The organism is Pseudoalteromonas sp. KJ63-1 (assembly GCF_055808145.1).
On the sequence record NZ_CM147855.1, the window covers coordinates 2,838,836 to 2,859,544 of the forward strand.

18 protein-coding genes and 1 pseudogene are annotated in these 20,709 nt (G+C 40.8%); 13 read left to right on the top strand and 6 right to left on the bottom strand.

The features are described 5' to 3' along the window. Positions 1–9: 9 nt before the first annotated feature. From aceE to ampD, 4 genes and pseudogenes are all read right to left on the bottom strand, one after another. On the bottom strand, positions 10–2,676 hold the full coding sequence (gene aceE, locus AC0L7Q_RS13570; protein WP_413400816.1) for a pyruvate dehydrogenase (acetyl-transferring), homodimeric type: 2,667 nt from the start codon (positions 2,674–2,676) through the stop codon (positions 10–12). Positions 2,677–2,760: 84 nt separating this feature from the next. Further along, the gene (gene pdhR / locus AC0L7Q_RS13575) at positions 2,761–3,510 is read right to left on the bottom strand and encodes a pyruvate dehydrogenase complex transcriptional repressor PdhR (protein ID WP_138608204.1); all 750 of its coding nucleotides are present in this window, start codon (positions 3,508–3,510) and stop codon (positions 2,761–2,763) included. Between the two features lie 606 nt (positions 3,511–4,116). Continuing rightward, positions 4,117–4,967, bottom strand: a pseudogene (gene ampE, locus AC0L7Q_RS13580) (beta-lactamase regulator AmpE). A 287-nt stretch (positions 4,968–5,254) separates the two neighbouring features. Next, a complete protein-coding gene (gene ampD, locus AC0L7Q_RS13585) occupies positions 5,255–5,800 on the bottom strand; it encodes a 1,6-anhydro-N-acetylmuramyl-L-alanine amidase AmpD (protein WP_413400818.1) in 546 nt (181 codons plus the stop codon). Between the two features lie 399 nt (positions 5,801–6,199). On the opposite strand from ampD, the gene nadC reads away from it, so the two are divergent. The 7 genes from nadC to yacG all read left to right on the top strand — a co-directional run bounded on the left by nadC (position 6,200) and on the right by yacG (position 13,666). After that, positions 6,200–7,045: a carboxylating nicotinate-nucleotide diphosphorylase gene (gene nadC, locus AC0L7Q_RS13590; RefSeq protein WP_413400819.1), complete on the top strand. Its 846-nt coding sequence runs from the start codon at positions 6,200–6,202 to the stop codon at positions 7,043–7,045. Positions 7,046–7,594: 549 nt separating this feature from the next. Further along, positions 7,595–8,056: a pilin gene (locus AC0L7Q_RS13595; RefSeq protein WP_413400820.1), complete on the top strand. Its 462-nt coding sequence runs from the start codon at positions 7,595–7,597 to the stop codon at positions 8,054–8,056. 93 nt (positions 8,057–8,149) lie between these two features. Beyond that, on the top strand, positions 8,150–9,379 hold the full coding sequence (locus AC0L7Q_RS13600) for a type II secretion system F family protein (protein ID WP_413400821.1): 1,230 nt from the start codon (positions 8,150–8,152) through the stop codon (positions 9,377–9,379). Between the two features lie 635 nt (positions 9,380–10,014). Beyond that, on the top strand, positions 10,015–10,926 hold the full coding sequence (locus AC0L7Q_RS13605; RefSeq protein ID WP_413400822.1) for a prepilin peptidase: 912 nt from the start codon (positions 10,015–10,017) through the stop codon (positions 10,924–10,926). 2 nt (positions 10,927–10,928) lie between these two features. Next, positions 10,929–11,558: a dephospho-CoA kinase gene (coaE, locus tag AC0L7Q_RS13610; protein WP_413400823.1), complete on the top strand. Its 630-nt coding sequence runs from the start codon at positions 10,929–10,931 to the stop codon at positions 11,556–11,558. Positions 11,559–11,693: 135 nt separating this feature from the next. Then, positions 11,694–13,370 carry a type IV-A pilus assembly ATPase PilB gene (gene pilB / locus AC0L7Q_RS13615; protein WP_413400824.1) on the top strand — a complete coding sequence of 559 codons (1,677 nt, stop codon included), beginning with the start codon at positions 11,694–11,696 and terminating at the stop codon, positions 13,368–13,370. Positions 13,371–13,435: 65 nt separating this feature from the next. Next, positions 13,436–13,666 carry a DNA gyrase inhibitor YacG gene (gene yacG / locus AC0L7Q_RS13620; RefSeq protein ID WP_054202591.1) on the top strand — a complete coding sequence of 77 codons (231 nt, stop codon included), beginning with the start codon at positions 13,436–13,438 and terminating at the stop codon, positions 13,664–13,666. 59 nt (positions 13,667–13,725) lie between these two features. On the opposite strand, the gene AC0L7Q_RS13625 is transcribed toward yacG, so the two are convergent. After that, positions 13,726–14,214 carry a Spy/CpxP family protein refolding chaperone gene (locus AC0L7Q_RS13625; RefSeq protein WP_413400825.1) on the bottom strand — a complete coding sequence of 163 codons (489 nt, stop codon included), beginning with the start codon at positions 14,212–14,214 and terminating at the stop codon, positions 13,726–13,728. 166 nt (positions 14,215–14,380) lie between these two features. Here AC0L7Q_RS13625 and AC0L7Q_RS13630 point away from each other — a divergent pair, with 166 nt between their 5' ends. Genes AC0L7Q_RS13630 through AC0L7Q_RS13640 form a run of 3 tightly spaced genes read left to right on the top strand, consistent with a single transcriptional unit; the run spans position 14,381 to position 17,409 of the window. Beyond that, a complete protein-coding gene (locus AC0L7Q_RS13630; RefSeq protein ID WP_413400826.1) occupies positions 14,381–15,070 on the top strand; it encodes a response regulator in 690 nt (229 codons plus the stop codon). Continuing rightward, positions 15,048–16,475 carry an ATP-binding protein gene (locus tag AC0L7Q_RS13635; RefSeq protein WP_413400827.1) on the top strand — a complete coding sequence of 476 codons (1,428 nt, stop codon included), beginning with the start codon at positions 15,048–15,050 and terminating at the stop codon, positions 16,473–16,475. Before AC0L7Q_RS13630 ends, AC0L7Q_RS13635 begins: the two co-directional genes overlap by 23 nt. Further along, positions 16,465–17,409: an alpha/beta fold hydrolase gene (locus AC0L7Q_RS13640; protein WP_409423962.1), complete on the top strand. Its 945-nt coding sequence runs from the start codon at positions 16,465–16,467 to the stop codon at positions 17,407–17,409. Before AC0L7Q_RS13635 ends, AC0L7Q_RS13640 begins: the two co-directional genes overlap by 11 nt. Here AC0L7Q_RS13640 and AC0L7Q_RS13645 read toward each other — a convergent pair. Next, positions 17,406–18,287, bottom strand: a complete 882-nt coding sequence (locus AC0L7Q_RS13645) for a cation diffusion facilitator family transporter (protein WP_473697721.1) — start codon at positions 18,285–18,287, stop codon at positions 17,406–17,408. The two genes, AC0L7Q_RS13640 and AC0L7Q_RS13645, sit on opposite strands and share 4 nt — an antisense overlap. 105 nt (positions 18,288–18,392) lie before the next feature. Here AC0L7Q_RS13645 and trmL point away from each other — a divergent pair, with 105 nt between their 5' ends. From trmL to AC0L7Q_RS13660, 3 genes are all read left to right on the top strand, one after another. Beyond that, positions 18,393–18,857 (top strand): tRNA (uridine(34)/cytosine(34)/5-carboxymethylaminomethyluridine(34)-2'-O)-methyltransferase TrmL, encoded by a 465-nt coding sequence (gene trmL, locus AC0L7Q_RS13650; RefSeq protein WP_178956626.1) that lies wholly within the window; start codon positions 18,393–18,395, stop codon positions 18,855–18,857. A gap of 437 nt (positions 18,858–19,294) precedes the next feature. Further along, the gene (locus AC0L7Q_RS13655; protein ID WP_138609609.1) at positions 19,295–19,969 is read left to right on the top strand and encodes a TorF family putative porin; all 675 of its coding nucleotides are present in this window, start codon (positions 19,295–19,297) and stop codon (positions 19,967–19,969) included. 9 nt (positions 19,970–19,978) lie between these two features. Then, complete coding sequence (locus AC0L7Q_RS13660) at positions 19,979–20,638, top strand: substrate-binding periplasmic protein (protein ID WP_409423964.1); 660 nt, start codon at positions 19,979–19,981, stop codon at positions 20,636–20,638. Positions 20,639–20,709: the final 71 nt, after the last annotated feature.

The following is a 20,709-nucleotide window of genomic DNA, read 5'->3' on the forward strand; positions in this document are numbered from 1 at the left end:
GCAAACCTCTTATGCGTACAGTGGATTTAGTTTGTTCGTGTCGATGTTGAATTTTTTAATTGCTTCAACAACTACTGACTTTTCAACTTCACCACGTTTAGCAAGTTCAGATAATGTCGCAACTACCACGTAGCTTGCGTTAACTTCAAAGTGACGACGTAGGTTTTCACGGCTGTCTGAACGACCGTAACCATCTGTACCCAATACTTTGTAGTTATTGCTTGGAATAAATGAACGCGCTTGTTCTGCGTAGTTTTTCATGTAATCCGTTGCAGCAACAGTGACAGAGTCGTTTAATACGCTAGTAATGTATGGCGTTTTTAGCTCGCTTTCTGGGTTAAGCATGTTGAAACGTTCAACATCTTGTCCATCACGGGTAAGTTCATTGAATGAAGTTACTGAGTAAACATCAGACGCAATACCAAACTCTTCGCTTAAGATTGCAGCAGCTTTGCGCACTTCAGTCATGATAGTACCTGAGCTTAATAGCTGTACGTTGGCTTTTTTACCTTCGTAGCTTTCTAGCTTGTAGATACCTTTACGAATACCTTCTTCAGCGCCTTCTGGCATTGCTGGCTGATGGTAGTTTTCGTTCATTAGCGTTAGGTAGTAGTAAATATTTTCTTGCTCTTCACCGTACATACGACGAATACCGTCTTGCACGATAACCGCTACTTCAAATGCATAAGTAGGATCGTAAGAAATACAGTTAGGTACCGTGTTTGCAAGAATGTGGCTGTGCCCATCTTCATGCTGTAAGCCTTCGCCATTTAGCGTTGTACGACCCGCTGTAGCACCTAATAAGAAACCACGTGCTTGTTGATCCCCTGCCATCCATGCCATGTCGCCAACACGTTGGAAACCAAACATAGAGTAGTAAATGTAGAATGGGATCATCGGTAAGTCGTTAGTGCTGTAAGATGTTGCAGCAGCAACCCATGACGACATTGCACCTAGCTCATTAATCCCTTCTTGTAGTACTTGTCCTGAGGTTGCTTCTTTGTAGTAAGAAACAATATCACGGTCTTGAGGGGTGTAATTTTGGCCATGTGGGTTGTAAATACCGATTTGACGGAATAAGCCTTCCATACCAAAAGTACGTGCTTCATCGGCAATAATTGGCACAATGTTTTTACCAATGCCTTTATCTTTTAATAAGATATTAAGTGCACGTACAAAGCCCATAGTAGTTGAAATATCACGCTTTTGCTCTTCAAGTAATGGCTTGAACGCATCTACTTCTGGTAACTGTAACTTTTCAGAGAACTTGGCAATACGTGTTGGCGTGTAACCTTGAAGCGCCTCACGACGTGCATGAAGATACTTGTACTCTGGAGAATCTTTTTCAAGCTCTAAGTATGGTAGCTCTTTTAATTGCTCTTCAGATACTAAATCATCTAAGCCTAAACGTGAGCGTAAGTGAGCCACATGCGACATATCCATTTTCTTAACTTGGTGCGCAATGTTTTTACCTTCAGCCGCTTCACCCATACCGTAACCTTTTACTGTTTTAGCAAGGATTACTGTTGGACGACCTTTCGTCTCTTCTGCTTTTTTAAATGCAGCAAACAGTTTTGAAGGCTCATGACCACCGCGCTTAAGGGCGAAAATTTCTTCATCGGTCATATCAGCAACAAGCGCTGCTGTTTCTGGGTAACGACCAAAGAAATGTTCACGTACGTACGCGCCATCTTTTGCTTTATATGTTTGGTAATCACCATCAACAGTTTCGTTCATTAACTGTAGTAATTTACCTGTGGTGTCTTTAGCAAGCAGAATATCCCAACCGCTACCCCAAACAAGTTTAATAACATTCCAGCCAGCGCCTTTAAATAACCCTTCTAGCTCTTGAATGATTTTACCATTACCCATTACAGGGCCATCTAAGCGCTGTAGATTACAGTTAATTAAGTAACATAGGTTATCTAACTTCTCACGGGCAGCAAAAGAGATAGCACCACGTGATTCTGGCTCATCCATTTCACCATCACCTAAGAACGCATATACACGTTGGTTTTTAGTGTCTTTTAAGCCACGACCATCTAAGTACTTTAAGAAACGCGCTTGGTAAATTGAAGAAATTGGACCTAAACCCATAGATACCGTTGGGAACTGCCAAAACTCAGGCATTAATTTAGGGTGAGGGTAAGAAGGTAGGCCTTTGCCATCTACTTCCTGGCGAAAATTATCAAGCTGTTCAGCACTTAAACGCCCTTCAACAAATGCACGCGCATAAATGCCCGGAGAAATATGACCTTGATAGTAGACTAAGTCGCCGCCATCAACATCATTTGGCGCTTTAAAGAAGTGGTTAAAGCACACCTCATAAAATGCTGCAGACGACTGGTAAGACGCCATATGGCCGCCTAAGTCGAGATCTTTTTTCGATGCACGCAATACAATCATAATCGCGTTCCAGCGAATAATTGAACGAATACGGCGCTCAAGATTTACATCACCAGGGTAGGCAGGTTCTTGATCAACCGGAATCGTATTAACGTAGTTTGTGTTAATGCCTGTTGGCATATCAACACCGTCTAAACGGGCTTGCTCTAACACTTGCTCAAGTAAAAACTGAGCTCGTTCAACACCTTCTTCGCGCACAACCGATTCAAGAGCTTGTAACCACTCTTGTGTTTCTAGCGCGTCTACGTCAATTTTATTGACTTCAGACATATGGAGGTTTCCTTATGTTTAAAATACTAATTTTATGTATTGAATACTTCACTGTTAACTCAAGTTAACAGTAAATGTACTTGCTTAATTTTGTTTGGTGCGTCTTAAACTACGTTCAATTCGCGAATGCTCTTTACCCGCTTCAAGCAATGCTTCTTCAATATAGGCTAAATGCGCATTACTCGCTAAGCGAGCTTGTTCAGGATTACCGTCAATCACTGCATCCATTAATAAACGCCTGTGCTCAGCTAATTGGCTGCTTATATCTGACTTTTTAAGTAACACCGTTAAATTTTGTAAAACATTCTGCTCAAGTAAGCTTTGCATCCCTCTTACTAAGTGCAGTAACACTACGTTATGAGACGCCTCAGCGATGCAAAAATGAAAGTCATTAATAGCTTTGGCTTTTTGCTTTAATTCATCTTTAGCTAATGCAATCTGCTCAAAGCTCTGTTTTACTTTTGCAAAATCGTTGCTTGTTCCGCGAAGTGCTGCGTAATAAGCCGCAATTCCCTCTAGCGCATGACGAAATTCTAATAAATCAAATTGCGATTCGGGGTGTTTACTGATCAAATCAAACAACGGATCAGTCAGCCCCTCTTCCAATTGATTTTTTACATACGTTCCACCACCTTGACGACGGGTTACGAGCCCTTTTGCCTCAAGCTTTTGAATGGCTTCACGCAACGACGGACGCGACACTTCAAATTGCTTAGCGAGTTCACGCTCCGGTGGTAACTTTTCTCCTGGTGCTAACGACCCCTCAAGAATCATGTTCTCAAGTTGTTGTAAAATAACATCAGATAATTTTGCCGCTTTAATTTTTAAAGACATCAATCAACGTCCGCGTTGTATAAGTGCTAGCAGCCCATTAAATAAGGCTTTTAACTGAATGACCTGACCAAAAGGTAAATTGGTCATACCAAATTTTGCCATACGTTATCAAAAACCGTAATTACTGTCAATTTACAGCAGTTTTAAAGCCCTAAGGCCAGCGTAACGTAATTTAAACAAAGTTCAAATAATACACAGATCACAGAGGGTAAAGAAAGGTTAATAAGATGAAAAACAAATGGTCAGACCAGCTAACTTTGATTTTTGGGGTTCGGGGTTCGGGGTTCGGGGTTCGGGGTTCGGGGTTCGGGGTTCGGGGTTCGGGGTTCGGGGTTCGGGGTTCGGGGTTCGGGGTTCGGGGTTCGGGGTTCGGGGTTCGGGGTTCGGGGTTCGGGGTTCGGCAGTAGGATAAAACATAGCACCTAATATAAACATACTTTTATATTGTAAGTGAGAATTTACCTCGCGCATGTTTAGGGTCTAGGCTCTAGGTTAAAGGTCAAAGGTTTTAAGCCCGTTCCCCGTTGCTCGTAGCCCGCCAACACCAAACTAAACACAGTGCTTGGCTTAATTTCTACCTAACACCTATGACCTAACCCCTAGTCTTTAACTTAAACCACCAAATAAAGTCATTAAGGCAATTAACACTAAGTAAAAAAGTACATTACGCTTGACCAGTTTGATCATGCAGGTGGCTTCAAAGGTGCAGCCGTAATAGCGCTTTTCAACTTGTTCGGCGGCCAATGCCGTATAGGTAACAACCTTGCGGTTAGGGCTTGAAAAGTCAAATACGTAGCGCAGCCAGCAACTAGTGCCTTTGTTAAAGTTACCAATCACTAAATAACCAAAGCTAGTAATGCGTGCTGGTAACCAGTCTAGCCAAAACAGCAAGCGGTGAATGAGCTTAAAGTGCTTGGCAATGACTTCATCACGGTTATCACTCACTAAGTCAGCAAAGGTACGTACTAATGCATAAAAAACAGCACCGGCAACACCCAATATTACAAACCAAAATATAACCGCACAATAAAACCGGAAATTAACCCACGCTAATGTTTGGCCTAAGGTTTCACCACCTTGCTGCTCCTCTGTGCGCTTTTGCCCCAATTGCAAAGCATATAAAGTGGCGGCAGTTTGGTCACCTCGAGTTAATGCATTGAGGTACGACTTATATAAGGCACGCTGTTTAGCACAACCGAAGCACACCAATAACACCGCTACATTAAAAACCAGCTGCCACAATGCAAAATCAGATAAAAAAACAAACAAGCAACCGCAATCACCGGCAGCAATAACCAAATTAAAAACCCAGTAGCCGTGCCAAATAAACCTTTATTCGTTAATAAATTAACACTGCGATTTAAGTAGCTGTTGGCATAATGGCTTATTTGCCAATGCGCAGAGCGAGCACCTAAACGCTCAAGTATCAGTGCTATTATTATTGAAACCAAAATCATGTAGTTACTCGCTTAATTTAGGGTCTGTTGACCTTTGCGGATTATAATTTGTTCAAACTAGGGGCGATTTAATCGCGGTGCGAGGTTTGTAACCTAGTGGGCTAAGTCAAAACCGAGCAACAAAGAGTAAATCGTCCCTAGGCAGAACCCGAAGGGCAGCGCCTGTTTGGCATTGATGCTACGTTATCGCCTATTTATGGGGAATAACCACACCACATAGGCGCTGCCTTGCCTAAATACCAAACAGACTGCTGCAAATTTAACCTTGAAAGGTCAACAGACCCTAGTTATTTAATTAGGTTAAAAAACTTACGCCAGTTAAAACTCGCTCCGGGGTCAGTTTTTCGCCCAGGGGCAATATCGCAATGCCCTACTATATTACTGGCTGTTATTTTTGGGTAGCGCTGCATTATAGCTTGCGCCAATGTGGCTAAACTTTGATATTGCGCATCGGTATAATTAGTTGTATCTGTGCCTTCAAGCTCTATACCTATACTAAAATCATTACAATTTTGTTGCCCAGTAAAGTAGGAACGCCCTGCGTGCCATGCGCGTTTTTCAAAAGGCACATATTGTATAACTTCGCCGCAGCGCTTAATAAAACAATGCGCTGATACCCTAAGCCCTTCTAGGTCACTAAAGCTAGAATGTGCATTGCAATCAATATTCCCCATAAATAAATCATCAACGTAGGGGGTGTTAAACTCCCCTGCTGGTAATGAAATATTATGAATAACTAGCAGCGAAATATCGCAGTGAGCAGGTCGCTCGTCAAAGTGGCTACACGCCCGCTGGCTAATATTATTTATAACGCCTAAAGAATCTATTTTCATACTATTTGATTTAAACTTATATGCCCGATGTCAAATGCTCTTTGAGTAAAATGGTAGGGATTGGTGTCAAGTCCGTTGCCCGTTGCCCGTTGCCCGTTGCCCGTTGCCCGTTGCCCGTTGCCCGTTGCCGAAAAATTTAAAACACTATTGTAAATATATTCAACACAGTGTTTGCTCAAAATAGCTGCTTGAGATAGATTTATTATCTAGAGCTCAGGTTAATCAACCAAAATTGATGTATATCAAGATGCTAATAGATTTAACCACATAAAGATAGCGTAATACCAAACGATAAAATATGATTAGCGCGTTAATTTTTAGTTTAGTTGTTAGCGGCTTCTAATTAGTAATTAAACAGAGTAAAATTTAGTTAATTTATTATCTACTATGAGCTTTTTCATGTCTATTTCGCATATCCTAATTAGCCAACTTGTTACTTTAGCACTGGATGAAGACCTAAATAACCAAAGCGCAGAACAAGGCGATATTACCGCACAGCTTATTCCTCAAGCAGAGCAAGCCAATGCGAAAGTGATCTCCCGTGAAGACTGCATTTTTTGTGGTAAAGACCTAATCATTGAAGTATTCAAACAAGTCGACCCAAGTGTAGTTGTAAATATATGCGTGAACGACGGCGACTTTGTGAGTGCCAATAGCACCCTATTTACTGCATCAGGCTCTGCACGCGCTATTTTAACGGCTGAGCGAACAGCACTTAATTTTGTACAAACGCTTTCAGGCACAGCCACCACCACCGCGCATTATGTAAAAGAGCTAAGTGGCACTAGCACGCAACTACTCGATACCCGTAAAACCATTCCGGGGCTAAGAGCATTGCAAAAATATGCTGTTAAGTGTGGCGGCGGTGCAAACCACCGAATTGGATTGTTTGATGCGTTTTTAATTAAAGAAAACCACATAGCAGCCTGCGGAGGAATTAATAACGCCGTAGCTCAAGCTAAGCTAAATCATGCCGATAAACCTATAGAGGTTGAGGTTGAATCGTTTGATGAGCTAGAGCAAGCCATTGGCGCAGGCGCTGACATTATAATGCTAGATAATTTTAATCCTGAGCAAATACGCCAAGCGGTTACCATTACAAATAAGCGCGCTAAGTTAGAAGTATCAGGTAATATGACCTTAGAAACGCTAAAAGCCTACTCACAAGCTGGGGTCGACTTTATCTCAAGTGGTGCGCTTACAAAAAATTTACAATCAATCGATTTATCGATGCGATTTGAATAAATAATGTAAAAACTATTTATAGTTTCTTGCGCTAATTGATTGACAGCTTTTAAAAAGAGCATTAAATAATCCTAAAGGACTATTTGTAACAAGTTATTAAATAAAGGCGTTTTTTATAAAGTTTTTAAATACAAAAGCGCAATAAACAGTGTTAGACTCATTCATATTGACTAGTTTTAAATACTTAATTAGTTAAAAAGAATGGAGAAGCATTTGTAAGGGACAGAATAAAAATAAACGACAAGGTTTATTTTTATAATTAACTTGTAACTTACGCGGGTTATAACTAACTTTTAATGGTTGGGTTTATACTCAAATAAGGGACGAGAAACGAATAACCGCCATGCTGTGCGTTACTTTTGGGTCATTGCTTTGAGGTCATTACTTTAAGGTAATAACTTTAAAATAGTGACTACCAATAGTGCTGAAATGCCACTTGGCAAAGATGATTTTATTTTTTGTAGTAACAGGTTAAGTAAACAACATAAGTTATATTTATAATTTATACCCGTTTGGCTTACCACAACATTATCCTTTAGGAGAGGAAACATGCAAACAATGACACAACAAAACCAAAAGGGTTTCACCCTAATTGAATTAATGATTGTAGTAGCAATCATCGGTATTTTAGCAGCAGTTGCATTGCCTGCTTATCAAAATTATACAGCTAAGTCTCAGGTTACAGCATGTTTAGCGGAAATTTCACCGGGTAAAACTGCATTCGAAATTAAAATGAATGAAGGTACGGCGTCTGCAAGTATGACAACTGCAGAAATGGGTATAAATAACAAAGCTTGCTCTGGAACAGTAATCACATCTACACCAGCCGATGGTTCTGGTTCAATCGTTGGAACTGTTGATGGTGGACCTGCTGTAAATGGCAAAAAGGTAACACTATCTCGTTCAACAGAAGGAGCTTGGACTTGTTCAACAGATGCGGATGCAGAGCACAAACCAACCGGTTGTGATGGTACTGCTAGTACTGGTACTGGTACTGGTACTGGTGGATAATAGCAGAACACAGAAGAAAAAATTAAGCGCTCTTTTGAGCGCTTTTTTCTTCACAGTAAGTTATGCTTTAATAAACAGTTGGAAGTAATATTTGTGGCAAAAAAGCAAGAAGACAGAGGCTTAGATACCTTCCAATGGGTGGGTGTTAGTGCTCGAGGGAAAAAGCTTGAAGGTGAATTATCTGGCTCAAGCATAGCTTTAGTTAAGGCACAATTACGCAAACAAGGTATTACCCCCTCAAAAGTAAAACGTAAAGCCAAGCCCTTGTTTGGCTTGCAAAGCGTGAAAAAAATCACCCCTAAAGATATTGCTTTAGTTACTCGACAAATTGCTACTATGTTAATGGCGGGTGTACCGCTGATACAATCCATTGAAATGATAGGCTCAGGCTCCACCAATAAAAGCGTGAGTAAGCTCATGAGTGCTATTGGCGATGAAGTAAAAGCGGGGTTACCGCTTTCTAACGCACTTAGGAAATACCCTCGTTATTTTGATGATTTATATTGCGATTTAGTAGCCTCAGGCGAACAGTCGGGCTCGCTTGATAAAATATTTGACCGCGTTGCGCTTTATAAAGAAAAGTCAGAAGCACTTAAATCAAAAATTAAAAAAGCCATGTTTTATCCAGCAGCAGTGTTAGTTGTGGCGTTCGTTGTTACCTCAATATTGCTGATATTTGTAGTACCGCAATTTCAAGATATCTTTTCTGGCTTTGGTGCCGAACTGCCAGCCTTTACCTTATTTGTGATTGGCATTTCAGAATTTATGCAAGCAAATTGGTGGATAGCCCTCATTGGCGTTGTGGCATTTGGTTATATATTTAAAGAAGCACATTTAAGAAGTTTAAAACTGCGTGATGCCACCGACCGTGCCATACTTAAACTCCCTGTTGTCGGCATGATTTTAAATAAAGCTGCCGTGGCACGTTATGCCCGTACTTTATCGACTACTTTTGCTGCGGGTGTACCATTGGTGGATGCTTTGGATTCTGCAGCTGGTGCCTCAGGCAACGCAGTTTACCGTTATGCTATTTTAGAAATAAAAGCCGAGGTAAGCTCAGGCAACCAAATGAACTGGGCGATGCGTAACTCTAAAATATTCCCCGATATGGTAATACAAATGGTTGCCATTGGTGAGGAGTCAGGATCGCTTGATGGCATGCTGGCTAAAGTTGCCACTATTTATGAGCAAGAAGTGGATGACGCAGTAGATGGCTTATCTAGCTTACTTGAGCCATTAATCATGGCGGTGTTAGGCGTATTAGTTGGCGGCTTAATTGTGGCCATGTACTTACCTATATTCCAACTAGGTTCAGTTATTTAGCTTCGAGTTTCTAGGCCCGTTGCCCGCAACTAAAGTGCGCGGCATAAAGCCCCGCCTACAGAACAATTAAAACGGCGGTAGTTCCCTACAACTCGCGCCCGTAACCTTAACTACCTCTAAAAGCGAAGCGTCTCTTAACCTCTTTGTGAATAATGGCCTTGCGCGGCATAAAGCCCCGCCTACAGAATAATTAAAACGGGGTGGTTCCCTGCAACTCGCGCCCGTTACCCGTAACCTTAAATACCTCTAAAAACGAAGCGTCTCTTAACCTCTTTGTGAATAATGGCCTTGCGCGGCATAAAGCCCCGCCTACAGAATAATTAAAACGGGGTGGTTCCCTGCAACTTGCCGCCCGTTACCCGTAACCTTAACGACCTCTAAAAGCGAAGCGTCTCTTAACCTCTTTGTGAATAATAGCCCTGCGCGGCATAAAGCCCCGCCTACAGAACAATTAAAACGCGGGGGCCCCGCATCTCGTTGCCCGTTGCCCGAGCCTTTAACCTTTAACCTTGAACCTTGAACCTTGAACCTTGAACCTTGAACCTTGAACCTCGAACCTCGAACCTCGAACCTAACTTTGCACTTATATAAAACCACTGTATTATCAACACAGAATTTAGTTTTAGGTAAAATAAATGCAAAGTATTTTTATTGATATCAGCAACGCGATGCAGGCTAACTTATGGTTTTATTTGACCACGATTGGCCTTGTGAGTGTATGTATTGGTAGCTTTTTAAATGTGGTGATATATCGCTTGCCACTGATGATGCAAAAAGAATGGCAAACTGAATGCCGCTTATTATTAGCCGATGAACTAACCAGCCCAAAGGCTGAACAGACCACTTCACAAACTACTGGCACGTTTAATTTAGTTAAGCCCAACTCATGTTGTCCTAAGTGCAAAGCAGCCATTAAACCATGGCAAAACATTCCTATATTTAGTTGGTTATTTTTAAAAGGTAAATGCGCAACCTGTGATAACCCAATATCAGTGCGTTACCCAACCGTTGAAGCCATTACCGCTATTTTGAGCCTAGTTGTTGCTTACACTTTTGGCGCAACTGAGCAGGCTTTATTGTACATTGTAGTGACTTGGGCATTGGTAGCACTGACTTTTATTGATATTGATCACATGCTACTGCCAGATCAGCTTACTTTGCCGCTTTTATGGCTGGCGTTAATCGCCTCAGTTATGGGTTATACCATAGCCCCTAGCGATGCCATTATTGGTGCAGCATGTGGTTATTTAAGCTTGTGGAGTGTGTTTTGGCTGTTTAAGCTAATTACTGGCAAAGAAGGTATGGGTTATGGCGACTTTAAATTACTGGCGGTATTTGGCGCACTGCTGGGTTGGCAATCATTATTGACCATTATTTTACTCTCAAGCGTAGTTGGCGCTGTTATTGGCGTTGCCCTACTGAGTATTCAAGGTAAAGACAAAGCAACGCCTATTCCTTTTGGTCCTTATTTAGCAATAGCCGGTTGGATAACTATGCTGTGGGGTACACAACTACAAAACAGCTATTTTAATTTTATTGGTTACTAACTATGAGTAATACACAACACCATAAAAATAACTGGGTGCTGGGCCTAACCGGTGGGATTGGCTGTGGTAAAACCGCAGTTAGCGATATGTTGGCAGAGCTAGGCATTACTATTGTTGATGCTGATATTGTAGCTCGCCAAGTGGTTGAACCTGGCTCAGAAGGGCTTAATGCCATTATTAAGCATTTTGGCTCTGACATACTCGATGAACATGGCGCATTAAACCGTAGCGAGCTAAGAGCACGTATTTTTAGTAACCTTGAGCAAAAAACATGGCTCAATAAGCTGTTGCATCCTTTAATACGCACTAAACTGCTCACTGACTTAAAAAACGCGCAAAGCGACTATGTGGTTTTAGTTGCCCCGTTATTATTTGAAAATGAGCTTGATCGCTACTGTAATCGTACTTTACTAATTGATGTACCAGTAGAAATACAAATTACCCGCACCACAAAACGTGACAATATTAGCTCTGAACAAGCAAAACAAATTATTGACGCACAGATATCTCGTGAGCATAAACAACAAAAAGCGGATGATATTTTAAATAATAACCGCGATTTAAACGATGTAAAACAAGACTTACTTAAGCTACATAGTTATTATTTACAGCAAGCAAAGTCTACAATATAGAGTGACTGACCCAATCACAGCGCAATAAACTGATATTTTTTATCGGTAAATTATCTGCTGCATTGGTACGATTAATGTATTCCTTTCTTTTTTCTGATAAATTGCTGAGTAAAGAAGGATTAAATCAGGTGCGCAATGAATATTAACTCACCGTTACTAAGAAAATTTATTACCCTCGGCCGTGTCGATACCGATACCGTAAAAGCCAGGCAGCAAGACTTTGCGTCAACCGCAGAACTTATTTCTAAATGCGGAAAAATAGATAGCAACGATTTAGCTGAGCAATGTATTGATTTGTTTAGAGTGCCTTTTTTTGATTTAAAAGACTTTAATGTTGCACAAATTCCAGCAGAGCTGGTTAAAGAAAAGCTAATTCGCAAGCACCATATTTTACCTTTGGTACAAAAAGGCAGAAAAGTATATATTGCCGCCTCAGATCCTACCGATTATGGTGCCTTTGAAAACTTTGAATTTAGCACCGGTTTATCGTGTGAAGTGGTGGTGGTTGACTACCTACAGCTTGACCATAAAATTGAGCAACTATTGGATGCTGCAGGTAGCTTAAATTTAAGTGAGGATGAATTTAAAGAGTTTGCTGAACTAGATTCTGAGCCACAAAAAGACCATACGCCAAAAGACGATGACAAAGACGACGCCCCTATTATTGTTTACATTAATAAAATTTTAATGGACGCAATAAAAAAAGGCGCCTCAGACTTACACTTTGAACCTTATGAACATAAATACCGTATTCGCTTTCGCATCGACGGAATTTTACATGAGGTAGCCAGCCCGCCAAACACCTTGGCCAGTAAGCTATCTGCCCGTATAAAAGTTATGTCGCGCCTTGATATCGCTGAAAAACGTAAGCCACAAGATGGCCGTATAAAACTCAAAGTGACAGAACGTAAAAGTATTGATTTTCGTGTTAGTACCATGCCTACCTTATGGGGCGAAAAAATTGTAATGCGTATCCTCGATTCATCAAGTGCCATGTTAGGTATTGATGTATTAGGTTATGAACCTGAGCAGAAAAAACTCTACCTCGATGCATTAGAGCAACCACAGGGGATGATTTTAGTTACCGGCCCAACTGGCTCAGGTAAAACCGTCTCCCTGTATACGGGTTTAAATATACTCAATCAGCCAGAGCGAAACATCAGTACCGCCGAAGATCCGGTAGAAATTAACCTCGAAGGGGTTAATCAGGTACAAATAAACATTAAAGCCGACATGACCTTTGCTAATGCTTTACGAGCGTTCTTACGTCAAGATCCCGATGTAGTAATGGTAGGTGAAATACGAGATTTAGAAACCGCTGAAATATCAATAAAAGCGGCGCAAACCGGTCACTTAGTACTATCAACGCTACATACTAACTCTGCACCTGAAACCATAACTCGTTTGTTAAACATGGGCGTACCCGCGTATAATGTGGCCAGTTCAATTAGCTTAATAATCGCTCAGCGATTAGCGCGCCGATTATGCTCTAAATGTAAAACGCCAGAGCAATTACCGCGTGAAGAACTTATTCGCCAAGGCTTTAGTGAACAACAAATACAGGATATGGTTTTGTATGCCCCTAAAGGCTGTGAAAGCTGTACTGAGGGCTATAAAGGCCGTGTTGGTATTTACGAGGTTATGAAAATCACCCCCGAAATAGCGCAAATTATAATGCGTGGTGGTAACTCATTAGAAATTGCTGAGGTATCACTTAAAGCAGGGTATAACAATTTACGTTTATCGGGTATTCGTAAAGCAGCAGAGGGTGTGACCTCGCTGGCTGAGATAAACCGCGTTACTAGTTTTTAAATAAAATGCTTAGTTGCTGAACGATAAATTGAGCAGCCAAGCCTATATTAATTTGAGAGTAAATTATGCCAACTATGGTTAACTGCCCAACCTGCAAAGTAAAAGTAGAATGGTCAGCACAAAGTCCGCACCGCCCTTTTTGCTCAAAGCGTTGCCAACTTATTGACTTAGGAGAGTGGTCGTTTGAAAATAATAAAATTTCAGCACCCATCACCTCTGCAGATGAATTCAATCAAGACATGATTGAAGACATTGAAGCAATGATGGCAAAAAATGAAGATGACTTTTTTAAATAATCACTCGTGTAATATAAAAAAGCCAGCATTTAGCTGGCTTTTTGCTTTGTGTTAAAACGCTATGCTTTATGTTTGCGGTGCTTTTTGGTCATTCGCTGCTGAATTTTAGCTAACTTCTCTTTTTGCTCAGCGTTAAGTAGTTGCATTACTTGATGCTGGGTTTTTAATTTAATTAACCCCAATTGCTGTTTCTTATCTTGGCGTGCAGTTAATAACTCTTTTGCTGCATTTTCGTCAAAATTTGGCGCTGACAATAACGCATCCATTTGCGCTTTATAGGTTTGGCGCTGTGCCTTACGCGCGTCTTTGTCTTGGCTTCTTAGCGCTTTAATTTGCGTTTTTTGCGCTGTAAAAATCGCTTTTAGTTGTGTTTGTTGCTCTTGCGTAAGCGCTAGTTTATCAGCTGCCCGCTCAGAAAGTAGAAAGCGCGCTTGAGAGTGACCTTGTTTATAGCCATCGCCTTTTGCAAATACGCTGCCCGTACTGAGCGTTGCCGCTGTTAAACCGCAAATGAGTACTAATTTTGATAACGTGTTTACTTTAGTCATAATCATCACCTTAATATTGGATTGGTTGTTGGCTGCTAACCAGTATGTTCACTATAACTGGTTCAATGCAAAGTAACGCAAAGCAGTGTAAAGGTTATGTAAAGACTAACTTTTGATGAATTTAGCGCGTAAAATAAAACCATAAACAGCGCGTAAGGCTTTATATATGAAACTATTAATGATTGATGATGACACCGGTTTATGCGAATTATTAAGCGAATACCTAAGTGCACAAGGCTTTAGCATTCAAACCGCACATGATGGTCAACAAGGCTTAGAACTTGCCTTGCAAAACGATTACGCGCTTATATTACTAGACGTTATGTTGCCCTCTATAGATGGCTTTGAAGTACTGAAACAACTCAGGCAAAGTAAATTAACACCGGTGATTATGCTGACCGCTAAAGGAGAAGACTTTGACCGTATTTTTGGTTTAGAACTCGGCGCTGACGACTACATACCAAAGCCGTTTAATCACAGAGAACTACTAGCCCGCGTAAAAGCAATTACTCGCCGCATTGAACATATAAATAGTGTAAGCAATAACACTAATAAAAAGCTCTCTTTAAACGGTATTACTATTAATTTTGCTGCGCGAGAGGCCAGTATTAATAACAGCCCTCTCACACTAACGGGCACCGAATACGAAATACTCGCTTTATTGATAAAACACGCACCTGATGTAATTAGTAAAGAGCAAATAAGCGAAGATGTATTAGGCAGACGCTTAGCATCTTTTGACCGCTCTATAGATATGCATGTGAGTAATATTCGTAAAAAAATAGCCGAGCATATTGAGGGCGATAAAATTAAAACAATGAGAGGAGCGGGATATGCCTTCATCCAAGGAGAATAAAGCTCTGCGCTTTAGTTGGCTACGCCACCCACGACATTATTTGTTTTTTAAAGTGTTTACGTGGTTTTGGCTAACCATAATTGGTACTTTTACAGCGCTCTTTTTCTTGAGTAATATTTCACTAATAAACGCCATTAGCCATGATCCACTACAAGGGCCGATGCAAAAAAACCTAGAATATTTGGCACGAGGTATCGAGCGTAGCGCACATAAACACAAGCGCTCTATTAATGACATTATTACTCATCCGCGTTTAACTAAACGTAAGCTGCTTTATTTAAATTCACAAAATAGCGATGAAGTGTTGATCAGTAAAAATATTGAGAGCAATATTGATTTAAGTTTACTTAACTTTAGTAAGGGCATGTCGCCACAGGTTATTTTTACTGAATATTACCAAGCTTTTGGCCCTGTACGCATTCGGGTTCCTGAAGGGGAATTTGAGTTATATGAAATCGATATCAATCAGCAACGACCACTCTTTATTCGCTTAAGATTATTACCCGTTTGGTTAAAAATTACCATGGCAATTATTGCCTCGCTTACATTAAGTTTTTTATTTAGTCGTAACTTAATTGCCCCTATAAATAGCTTAAAACAAGCAGCAATCAAGCTCTCAAACGGCGATTTAAGTGCGCGTGCGGCGATAAATAGTCAGCGAAAAGATGAGCTTGGAGTTTTAGGGCGCGACTTTAACCGTATGGCTGATCAACTTGAGCAGCTACTTAGCGCTCAAAAGCGTTTATTAGCCGATATATCCCATGAATTACGCTCCCCGCTAACCCGTTTAAAAATGGCTACAGGGCTGGCACAAATGCAGGCAAGTGAGGCAAACCAATCTTATTTGTTGCGTATTGAAAAAGAAGCTAACCAACTGGATAAAATGATAGCCGACGTATTGCAGGTATCGCGCTTAGAAGCCAATAGCCAACCTTTATCACTGCAAATACAGTCGCTGCAAGTGATTGTTGACCATGTGATTAACGATGCTCAGTTTGAAGCAAAACAGCACAATAAAATCTTACTTGTACACGGTAATGTTGAGGCAAATATAAAGTGCGACGAAATGTTGATTGCCAGTGCCTTAGAGAACATTCTGCGTAACGCCATTAAATATGCACAACATACTATTAGTATTAGCTTAAAACACAGTGATACCATATACATACAAATATGTGATGACGGCCCAGGCGTACCTAAGGCGCAACTTGATAAGTTGTGTGAACCATTTTTTAGGCAATCAGATGCCCGCGACCGCCACAGTGGGGGGACAGGGTTAGGGTTAGCCATTGCAAAAAATGCGGTAATAGCGCATGGCGGAAATTTAGCTTTATCAAACAAAGACGCTGGCGGATTATGCGTTGAAGTAAGCTTACCAATACAAAAGAGAGACCATGTTTTATAGCACTGAAAGCGAGCTTGAAAATAACCTGTCTGCAATTACTGAGTTTTATACTAATACGCTTAAAAAAGCGTATTTAAACACAGCAGCTGGGGAATTATTTTATGCTTATGCCAAGCCTAAAAATGCTCATACAGCCATTGTTATTAGTTCAGGGCGCATTGAAGGACTTGATAAATACAAAGAGCTACTTTGGGAGCTTTATTGTAATAATTTTGCTGTGTTTATTGTTGATCACCAAGGCCAAGGTCGCTCTTATCGGTTATTAAAAAACCCCCACAAAGGCTACGTAAAACAATTTGAAGATTACAGTCACGATCTTAACCAGTTTAATGAAAAAGTGGTGCAGCAACACTGGCAAGGTAAAAAACTACTACTTAGCCATTCAATGGGCGGCGCCATTGCGTTTGATTACTTAGCACGTTATTCACATGATTTTAGTGGAGCGTTTTTATCGGCGCCCATGTTTGATATTTATACCAAAGGAATACCCAAACCAATTGCACATTTTATCGCTGCGAGTGCGTCATTATTTGGTTTCTCAGGATGTTATGCACTAGGGCAAAGCGATTATTCAGCTGAAGAGTTTGCGCTTAATACTTTAACCAGTAGTCAAATACGTTACGAGCAATTTAGGACAACTTATCAGCAAACCCCACTGTTACAATTAGGTGGTGTGACTTATGGTTGGCTGCATACCGTTTTTTCGTTCATTAAAGCACTCGACAAACTATCTATAACCACCCCACTATTTATAGCCAGCGCAGAAAATGATGAAGTGGTTGATAATCAAGCCCAACATAAGCTCGCAAGTAGGCATAAAAATACGCTAATCAAGCAGTTTAAAGGAGCTAAGCACGAGCTGTTTTTTGAACGTGATGATATCCGCCAATCACTGCTAACTAGCCTGTATAAATTTTGCGAGTCTGTAGGTTAACTACTCAGTGACAGTGGATCTAAGTGAATCAATATATCCACTTGTGATTCAAACTGCTGAGTGATCATGGCTTCTACTTCATCTGCTACTTTATGGGCACGAATAAGTGGTAAATTGTCATCAAGCTCTAAATGCAGCTGAATAAACTTAACTTTACCGCCTTGCCGAGTACGAATACCATGCACCCCATAAACGTCATTATGGTTACGGGCTATTTCAAAAATACTTTGCTTTTCTTCATCTGGTAGCTCTTTATCCATTAAGTGTGAGGCACTTTCGGTTGCTATATCCCAGCTGTTATAAAGTAAATATCCTGCCACACCTATGGCAAACAAAGGGTCAGCATACAGCACCCCATAATAAGCAAGTAAAATAGCAAGTAGCACCGCAGCGTTTAAAATTAAATCGCCTTTGTAGTGTACAGAATCTGCTTTTATAGCGATTGATTCTGTATGCTTTACGACTTTATTTTGCACATACACAATCACTAATGTACACACTATGGCAAAAATACTCACCCATACACCTAATAATGAATGTGTCAGCTCTACGGGGTTAATGAGACGCTCAATACCATGAAACGCCAATAAACAACCCGAGCCTGCAATAAAAGCAGCTTGCCCTAACCCTGCAAGCGCCTCTGCTTTACCGTGGCCAAATCGGTGGTCGTCATCCGCAGGACGCAGCGCGTACGATAAAACCAAAAAGCTCATTAGCGTTGCTGTGATATCCATTAATGAGTCGGTTAATGAGCCGAGCATTGATGCCGAACCCGACGCTAGCCAGGCCCATGCCTTGGTCGCAATCATTAGGCTGACCATAACCATGGTCACTATACTAGAGGCCTTAACCCAAAATTCATAACTGCGATTATGCACGTATCTTTCCGCTGTAAGCTGTATTTAATGTTTTCAGTATATCATTTTTTATTCATTGTTCGTGTATACTGAGCCCGTCAAATTAAAGATTTTATAGGGCTTATTGTGCTGGATATTGTTTTATACCAACCTGAAATTCCGCCTAACACCGGGAATATCATTCGTTTATGTGCCAATACAGGCTTTGCACTGCATTTAATTGAACCATTGGGGTTTGAGTGGGATGACAAACGTGTAAAACGCGCTGGCCTTGATTATCACGAATTTAGCCATGTGCAACGCCATGCTTCATTTGAAGCTTACTTAGAAAAGTGCCAGCCTAAAAAAGTGTATGCGTGCACCACCAAAGGCAGTCAATTTCACCATCAAGCACAATATGAAGCGGGTGACTGCTTAGTATTTGGCCCTGAGACTCGAGGTTTGCCTGATGAAATGATCCAAGCATTACCCAATGAGCAACGCGTTCGTATTCCTATGCAAGCCGATAGTCGCAGTATGAATCTATCTAATGCAGTAGCTGTGTTTGTGTATGAATCTTGGCGCCAACTTGGTTTTCCTAACGCCCAATAAATTAAACTGGCGTTTAAATTTAGTAACTTTAAGCGCCATTAAGCATTAGTGGTCTGTTGACCTTTTAAGGTTGAATTTGCAGCAGCCTGTTTAGTATTTAGGCAAGGCAGAGCCTATGTGGTATGGTTTTTCCCCATAAATAGGCGATAACGCAGCATCAATACCAAACAGGCGCTGCCCAAAGGGTTCTGCCTAGGGGCGATTTACTCTTTTTTGCTCGGTTTTTACTTATTCTTACATGGATGTAAGCCAGTAGAATAACGCAGGAGCAGTTATCGAGCCCACTAGGTTACAAACCTCGCGCCGCGATTAAACCGCTCCTAGTTTGAACAAATTTTAATCCACAAAGGTCAACAGACCCTTATCACTGACTATTTTTCAAAATCTATAAACTTGTACTAAGCTAATGATAATATTTCTTTTTAAAACGTTAAATTATGAAAAAATTATTACTTAGCTCATTCCTACTTTGCTCAACTTCATCACTTGCAGCGACTTCGGCAACAGTAACTGTTGTTTCTGATTATTTATTCAATGGTGTTAGCCAAACTCAAGAGGACCCCGCCCTACAGGCTAGCTTTGACTGGGCTGGAGACACTGGTTTTTATGCTGGCGTTTGGGGATCAAATGTCGACTTTGGAGAAGGTACAGATATAGAAGCAGACGGTTATTTAGGTTATTTTACTAGCCTAAACGATTCTATAAACCTTGACGTAGGCATAGCTCAATACACCTACCATGGCGAGGACTTTAGCTCAGACTATAACTATGCTGAAGCGTACGCTAAGTTCAATTATGGCAATACTAATCTAAACTTCTGGCATGCATGGGATTACTTTGGTACGGGTGCTGGCCACAGCATTGTAATGATCACGCACAACTTTCCCATTAATGATGCTTTTTCGATTGATATAGGTGCCGACTACTCACTCAGCCATGATGACGACAAATGGCAGTGGGAAGCTGATGATGATAACTATATTCATTGGCGTGTTGGTGCTAATTACACTATCAACGACTGGAACTTATCGGCCAGCTATGAAGACACAGACTTAGACACCTATGGTGACTCGACTATACTTCTTTCAGTATCAAGAACATTTAACTTTTAAGGTTACGCTATGAAAACATTATTACTATTAATATTATTAGGTTTTTCAAACTTGGTCTGTGCCGATACCGTTTACTTAACGTCATTAGCTTGGCCGCCTTATGCTGATAAATCACTTGATCAACAAGGTGCATCTGTTGCTGTAGCAAAAGCCGCATTTAAAGCTGAAGGGCACGAGCTTGTTGTAGACTTTTTCCCATGGTCTCGCGCAGTTAATTCTGCAGCTCAAGCAAATTCAAAGTATGTTGGTTATTTTCCTGAGTATATGCATGACACGTCTGATTTTGTATTTTCAAATCCAACAGGTACAGGTCCACTTGGGTTAGTACAAAACAATGTAAAACCTATCACTTTCTCTACTACCAGTGATTTAGCTGGTAAGCGTATAGGTGTGGTGCAAGATTATGTAAATACTAAAGAGCTTGACGATATGATTGCCGCGGGTTCGATAAAGGGTGATGCAGTCCCCTCCGATGTACTAAATATCAAAAAAGTTGCAGCTGGTAGAATTGATGCAGCAGTTATTGATGCCAATGTGCTTAATTATTTACTAAGTACTGATAAATCACTGGCAAGCATGAAAAGTAAAGTATCAATGAATGAAACATTACTTGAAGATAAAAGCCTTTATATTGCATTTAGAAACGATGCCGAAGGAAAAAAATGGTAACAAATCTACAACTCAGGGTTAGAGAAGATAGATGTTAATGCAATAATGTCAAACTACTTAAAGTAAGGACA